Source organism: Oleiphilus sp. HI0123 (assembly GCF_001635315.1).
In genome coordinates, this window is record NZ_LWGE01000044.1 from 1 (window position 1) to 383 (window position 383).

The window sequence follows — 383 nt, forward strand, 5'->3', positions numbered from 1 at the left end:
AGGTAAAACCACATCATCAGGCCTAAAATAGGCTTGCACGAACCGAGGGCTGACATACTTCATTGTGACACTTCCGTCCTTGGCAACATATGAACGAGAGCCTTCAGGGAATATCAAAAACGGCTCATACATAATGGATTTGAATAACTCGTAATCCTCACGATCCAATTCATCCAAAGCACAAGTTTGCCTAACGTCTGCCAAGTATTGGGCCAGATCATGTTTTTCAACCCGCATGAGCTGAGCAGAGATCTGAGAAAACCGGGCGCGATCTGATCGAATAAACTTATTCATAAAGTCGCTATAACTCATTTGCTCGATTAGATGAAGCCCGGAATTTGGCATTTTGATCAGCAGCTGTGACCGTCTTGCTGTTTTGAGCA

The 383-nt window shown here is 44.1% G+C and carries 1 protein-coding gene; it reads right to left on the reverse strand.

Annotated features, from left to right (window positions below):
• The coding region (locus tag A3761_RS00495; protein WP_156491455.1) for a hypothetical protein at positions 1-294 on the reverse strand (294 nt) is incomplete at its 3' end.
• Positions 295-383 lie beyond the last annotated feature (89 nt).